General features: G+C 54.5%; 2 rRNA genes. Both read right to left on the reverse strand.

Annotated features, from left to right (window positions below):
• Nucleotides 1-103 precede the first annotated feature (103 nt).
• Nucleotides 104-3,226, reverse strand: a 23S ribosomal RNA gene (locus tag ACVJ1F_RS15355).
• Nucleotides 3,227-3,694: 468 nt separating this feature from the next.
• Nucleotides 3,695-5,214: ribosomal RNA gene (locus tag ACVJ1F_RS15360) — 16S ribosomal RNA — on the reverse strand.
• The 16S and 23S rRNA genes sit together here, the layout of an rRNA operon.
• Nucleotides 5,215-5,426 lie beyond the last annotated feature (212 nt).

Below are 5,426 nucleotides of genomic sequence, written 5' to 3' on the forward strand. Positions count from 1 at the left end.
CGTTACAGATGTGGCGACTTGTCTGTTGAGTTGTTCCCGACCGTATTTCGGGAACCACATAGTGGACGCAAGCAGCTTTCCCCCACCTCTACAGGGAGGGAGTGTTGTCAAGTTATCGGCTTATTAGTACCGGTCAGCTCCATGGGTCGTTAGTCCCCACTTCCACATCCGGCCTATCAACCCAGTAGTCTAGCTGGGAGCCTCTCACCCCTAAGGGTATGGAAATCTCATCTCGAAGCCGGCTTCCCGCTTAGATGCTTTCAGCGGTTATCCGTTCCGAACGTAGCTAATCAGCGGTGCCCTTGGCAGGACAACTGACACACCAGAGGTTCGTCCATCCCGGTCCTCTCGTACTAGGGATAGATCTTCTCAAATTTCCTACGCGCGCAGCGGATAGGGACCGAACTGTCTCACGACGTTCTAAACCCAGCTCGCGTACCGCTTTAATGGGCGAACAGCCCAACCCTTGGGACCTACTCCAGCCCCAGGATGCGACGAGCCGACATCGAGGTGCCAAACCATGCCGTCGATATGGACTCTTGGGCAAGATCAGCCTGTTATCCCCGAGGTACCTTTTATCCGTTGAGCGACAGCGCTTCCACAAGCCACTGCCGGATCACTAGTCCCGACTTTCGTCCCTGCTCGACTTGTCAGTCTCACAGTCAAGCTCCCTTGTGCACTTACACTCGACACCTGATTGCCAACCAGGTTGAGGGAACCTTTGGGCGCCTCCGTTACTTTTTGGGAGGCAACCGCCCCAGTTAAACTACCCACCAGGCACTGTCCCAGAACCGGATCACGGTTCGTAGTTAGATATCCAAAGTGACCAGAGTGGTATTTCAACAATGACTCCACCTGAACTAGCGTCCAAGCTTCACAGTCTCCCACCTATCCTACACAAGCCACTCCGAACACCAATACCAAGCTGTAGTAAAGGTCACGGGGTCTTTCCGTCCTGCTGCGCGTAACGAGCATCTTTACTCGTAGTGCAATTTCGCCGAGTTCGCGGTTGAGACAGCTGGGAAGTCGTTACGCCATTCGTGCAGGTCGGAACTTACCCGACAAGGAATTTCGCTACCTTAGGATGGTTATAGTTACCACCGCCGTTTACTGGGGCTTAAATTCTGAGCTTCGCTTGCGCTAACCCTTCCTCTTAACCTTCCAGCACCGGGCAGGCGTCAGTCCGTATACATCGTCTTGCGACTTGGCACGGACCTGTGTTTTTAGTAAACAGTCGCTTCCCACTGGTCTCTGCGGCCTTTCCCGCTCCGGGAGTAAATCCCATCACGGTTCCGGCCCCCCTTCTCCCGAAGTTACGGGGGCATTTTGCCGAGTTCCTTAACCACGATTCTCTCGATCTCCTTGGTATTCTCTACCTGACCACCTGAGTCGGTTTGGGGTACGGGCGGCTTGAACCTCACGTCGATGCTTTTCTCGGCAGCATAGGATCACTGATTTCCCCCAATCGGGGTACGCATCGGATCTCAGGCGCATTGACGACGGATTTGCCTATCGTCAGCCCTACATCCTTACACCAGGTTCACCTTACGGATACCATCGCCTGGCTCAGCTACCTTCCTGCGTCACACCTGTTAATACGTTAACCGCACCAGCATGGGGTCGAGCGTTAGACCGGCCGGCATCACCCCGAAGGGATCCACTCAGCCGGGTTAGGACTCTTAGCACCACTGGATTAGCTTGGGCGGTTCTTCGCCGGTACGGGAATATCAACCCGTTGTCCATCGACTACGCCTGTCGGCCTCGCCTTAGGTCCCGACTTACCCAGGGCGGATTAACCTGGCCCTGGAACCCTTGGTCTTTCGGAGGACGGGTTTCTCACCCGTCTTTCGCTACTCATGCCTGCATTCTCACTCGTGTGGCCTCCACGGCTGGTTTACACCGCCGCTTCACTGGCCACACGACGCTCTCCTACCACTCCGTACGACTGAACCACGAAGGCTTGTCTATAATACGAAATCTACAACTTCGGTGGTGTGCTTGAGCCCCGTTACATTGTCGGCGCGGAATCACTTGACCAGTGAGCTATTACGCACTCTTTCAAGGGTGGCTGCTTCTAAGCCAACCTCCTGGTTGTCTATGCAACTCCACATCCTTTCCCACTTAGCACACGCTTAGGGACCTTAGTTGGTAGTCTGGGTTGTTTCCCTCTCGACGATGAAGCTTATCCCCCACCGTCTCACTGCTGCGCTCTCACTTACCGGCATTCGGAGTTTGGCTGACGTCAGTAAGCTTTTGGGCCCCATCGGCCATCCAGTAGCTCTACCTCCGGCAAGAAACACGCAACGCTGCACCTAAATGCATTTCGGAGAGAACCAGCTATCACGAAGTTTGATTGGCCTTTCACCCCTATCCACAGCTCATCCCCTCAGTTTTCAACCTAAGTGGGTTCGGTCCTCCACGACGTCTTACCGTCGCTTCAACCTGGCCATGGATAGATCACTTCGCTTCGGGTCTAGGACATGCGACTGGATCGCCCTATTAAGACTCGCTTTCGCTACGGCTACCCCACACGGGTTAACCTCGCCACATATCGCTAACTCGCAGGCTCATTCTTCAAAAGGCACGCTGTCACCCCTACAAGGAGGCTCCAACGGTTTGTAAGCAAACGGTTTCAGGTACTATTTCACTCCCCTCCCGGGGTACTTTTCACCTTTCCCTCACGGTACTTGTCCGCTATCGGTCATCTGGGAGTATTTAGGCTTATCAGGTGGTCCTGACAGATTCACACGGGATTTCTCGGGCCCCGAGCTACTTGGGATCCCCATTCAGCCAGCGCCAGCATTTCGGCTACGGGGTTCGCACCCTCTATGACCAGCCATTCAAAGCTGTTCGCCTATACTGCGCTGTAACTGTTCCTGTCCGGCAGAACAGGACAACGGGTCCCACAACCCCGACCATGCAACGACCGCCGTCTATCACACATGACCGGTTTAGCCTCTTCCGATTTCGCTCGCCACTACTGACGGAATCACTGTTGTTTTCTCTTCCTGTGGGTACTGAGATGTTTCACTTCCCCACGTTCCCTCTACCCGCCCTATATATTCAGGCGGGAGTCACCAGACATAACGCCTGGCGGGGTTTCCCCATTCGGAAATCCTCGGATCAGGGCTCGATTATCAGCTCCCCGAGGCTTATCGCAGATTTCTACGTCCTTCTTCGGCTCCAGATGCCAAGGCATCCACCGTTTGCTCTTAGAAACTTGACCACAAAGTTGCTGCCAGCCAAAGACTGACAGCTCAGTGTTATCTCATTCGCCAACCACACCCAAAGGGCGGATTGGTCTAAGAAATTGCACTTAGTATCACAAACAACAACCAACCCGAAGGCCGGCCCTGCTTGCGACTAAGATGCTCGCGTCCACTGTGTAGTTCTCAAAATACGGGCGGCACCACGATCACCCTGCGATTGATGCAGGACTTTCATGGCCCAGAGGAAAAACCCCCACACTCAAAGCATGGGTGCTTGGTCCCTCAGGACCCAACAGCGTGCACGCCCCCCACCTCGAACACCCTCACCTTCCAGACACCCAAAGGTGCCGTACTAGCGCTGATGCTCTCCGCAAAGAGCCATTGTCAATGTTCCACCCATGAGCGCCGGCCGAAGACATTCGCTTCGAAACCGACTTGACCCGTTGACCCCCGTGTATACCGCGGGGCGAGTACATGCTCCTTAGAAAGGAGGTGATCCAGCCGCACCTTCCGGTACGGCTACCTTGTTACGACTTAGTCCTAATCACCGATCCCACCTTCGACAGCTCCATCCACAAGGGTTAGGCCACTGGCTTCGGGTGTTACCGACTTTCATGACTTGACGGGCGGTGTGTACAAGGCCCGGGAACGTATTCACCGCAGCGTTGCTGATCTGCGATTACTAGCGACTCCGACTTCATGAGGTCGAGTTGCAGACCTCAATCCGAACTGAGACCGGCTTTTTGGGATTCGCTCCACCTTACGGTATCGCAGCCCTTTGTACCGGCCATTGTAGCATGCGTGAAGCCCAAGACATAAGGGGCATGATGATTTGACGTCATCCCCACCTTCCTCCGAGTTGACCCCGGCAGTCTCCTATGAGTTCCCACCATAACGTGCTGGCAACATAGAACGAGGGTTGCGCTCGTTGCGGGACTTAACCCAACATCTCACGACACGAGCTGACGACAACCATGCACCACCTGTATACCGACCTTGCGGGGCGACCATCTCTGGACGTTTCCGGTATATGTCAAGCCTTGGTAAGGTTCTTCGCGTTGCATCGAATTAATCCGCATGCTCCGCCGCTTGTGCGGGCCCCCGTCAATTCCTTTGAGTTTTAGCCTTGCGGCCGTACTCCCCAGGCGGGGAACTTAATGCGTTAGCTGCGACACGGAGACCGTGGAATGGCCCCCACATCTAGTTCCCAACGTTTACGGCATGGACTACCAGGGTATCTAATCCTGTTCGCTCCCCATGCTTTCGCTCCTCAGCGTCAGTTACGGCCCAGAGATCTGCCTTCGCCATCGGTGTTCCTCCTGATATCTGCGCATTCCACCGCTACACCAGGAATTCCAATCTCCCCTACCGCACTCTAGTCTGCCCGTACCCACTGCAGGCTGGGGGTTGAGCCCCCAGATTTCACAGCAGACGCGACAAACCGCCTACGAGCTCTTTACGCCCAATAATTCCGGACAACGCTTGCACCCTACGTATTACCGCGGCTGCTGGCACGTAGTTAGCCGGTGCTTTTTCTGCAGGTACCGTCACTTTCGCTTCTTCCCTACTAAAAGAGGTTTACAACCCGAAGGCCGTCATCCCTCACGCGGCGTTGCTGCATCAGGCTTTCGCCCATTGTGCAATATTCCCCACTGCTGCCTCCCGTAGGAGTCTGGGCCGTGTCTCAGTCCCAGTGTGGCCGGTCACCCTCTCAGGCCGGCTACCCGTCGTCGCCTTGGTGAGCCATTACCTCACCAACTAGCTGATAGGCCGCGAGTCCATCCTTGACCAAAATTCTTTCCAACTCCTAGCCATGCGGCTGAAGCTCGTATCCGGTATTAGACGCCATTTCTAGCGCTTATCCCAGAGTCAAGGGCAGGTTACTCACGTGTTACTCACCCGTTCGCCACTAATCCCTGGAGCAAGCTCCAGTTCATCGTTCGACTTGCATGTGTTAAGCACGCCGCCAGCGTTCGTCCTGAGCCAGGATCAAACTCTCCGTAAAAGAAAAAACAGCACAACCGGAATAGGCCATGACTGCTGAATTTGATGCTGACTAAAGAACAAAACAATCTGACGATTGTTGTTGTCCATCAATCTCAAAGAAACCTAAACACCACTCACAACCCCACCAAAGATGAAGCCACAAGCAATGCCAGGGTATAATTTGGCATTTGACAATGTGCACGCTGTTGAGTTCTCAAGGACCAAACGCAC

This window comes from Frigoribacterium sp. 2355 (assembly GCF_054060695.1).